The 1,293-nt window shown below is 59.9% G+C and carries 1 protein-coding gene and 1 pseudogene; both read left to right on the forward strand.

The window, feature by feature from the left end; genetic code table 11:
* A pseudogene (locus tag A2I95_RS39025) lies at window positions 1-230 on the forward strand (hypothetical protein); the annotation flags it as partial.
* A gap of 82 nt (window positions 231-312) precedes the next feature.
* Window positions 313-624 carry an ETC complex I subunit gene (locus A2I95_RS39030; protein WP_027257729.1) on the forward strand — a complete coding sequence of 104 codons (312 nt, stop codon included), beginning with the start codon at window positions 313-315 and terminating at the stop codon, window positions 622-624.
* Window positions 625-1,293 lie beyond the last annotated feature (669 nt).

Here is a 1,293-nt window from a genome sequence, read left to right on the forward strand (position 1 = left end):
GCACCATTTTCCGCTACTTCGAGACCTTTGATACCATCGGGGACTTCGGGCTGATGCCGGAGGCCGTGCATATGGCAGCGTGGAGGGGGGCGGTCATGACACGCCCATCGGTGCAAGAGGCGCCGCCGGAGGGGTATCCGGCCCGGCTGATGGATTTCCTCTGCGCGCGGCCATCCCATCTGGGCGGGCTGGCGCGGGCCGCCTGTGGCACTGCCGCAAACCCCGTTTAATCCTGTGCAAATGGCACCTTGCCGCAGAGCCGCATCCGGCGCATAAATGCGCTGGATTGAGACTCGAAGCGGGAGACAACCCATGCAAGCACGGATTTACCGGCCGGCACGCAATGCCATGACCTCAGGCATGGCCAAGACGCGGAAATGGGTGCTGGAATACGCGCCTGCCTCGGCCCGCGAAGTGGATCCGCTGATGGGCTGGACCTCCTCCGGCGACACCCAGAGCCAGGTCAAATTGCGGTTCGAGAGCAAGGAAACGGCGCTGGAGTACGCCAAGGACCACGGCATCGACGCCGTGGTTGTCGAGCCGAAGGAGCGCAAGGCCAACATCCGCCCGGGCGGCTATGGCGACAACTTCGCCACCAATCGCCGCGGCCCCTGGACACACTGAAAGATGTAAATCGGAATCAAGTTGCGGCCGAATAGGCCACAAGATCCGGCCGAGGCATGTTTTCAAGGACTTTTAGGGCGCCCAATGAGCGCCCTTTCTAATTATTCCCCCAAGCATTCTAAGTCTTGAACAAGCTGTCGGAGTGGAAGGCCGGGCGAGCTTGTCTTTGGCCCCAGCAGCGGACAGGTGCGGGCCATGGTGCGTGACAACGAATGTACGTCCTCCGGCTGCGAAATGTGGCGCTGCAAGGCGTTCCCTCAACCATTGCCGATGATCCAGATGAACTGCGATCGTATCCTCTGGTAAAATCAAAACGGAGTAGCGCGGCTGTACCAGGTCCACGTCGAGCATGTCGCTTCCTGGCGCCGCCTTCGAAATCATATCGTAGTCGTGCATTGGCGCAGGGCGTCACGCAAAAGATGCTGCCGGTGCGAAACATTTTGGCTAACTTCCTGAAAGCGGCCATTAAACCGCCTTGGCGCGCTGCCCCCAATGCTGCGGTCAGCACCATGGGCAGAGATGCGCAGAATGCGCCCTTTGCAAACTCGGCCGTCTGACGCAACCAGCTGAACTTCGTCCCTGTTCCCGGACACCAGGGTAATTTACCCCTGTCCAGGAAAGGAGCATGGAATGGGACAAACGAGACGGACGTTCACAGATGAATTCAAA

The organism is Leisingera sp. F5, from assembly GCF_001593695.1.

Coding starts and splice junctions, on each gene's coding strand:
- A2I95_RS39030 (WP_027257729.1), top strand. CDS start 313: ATGCAAGCACGGATTTACCGGCCGGCACGCAATGCCATGACCTCAGGC.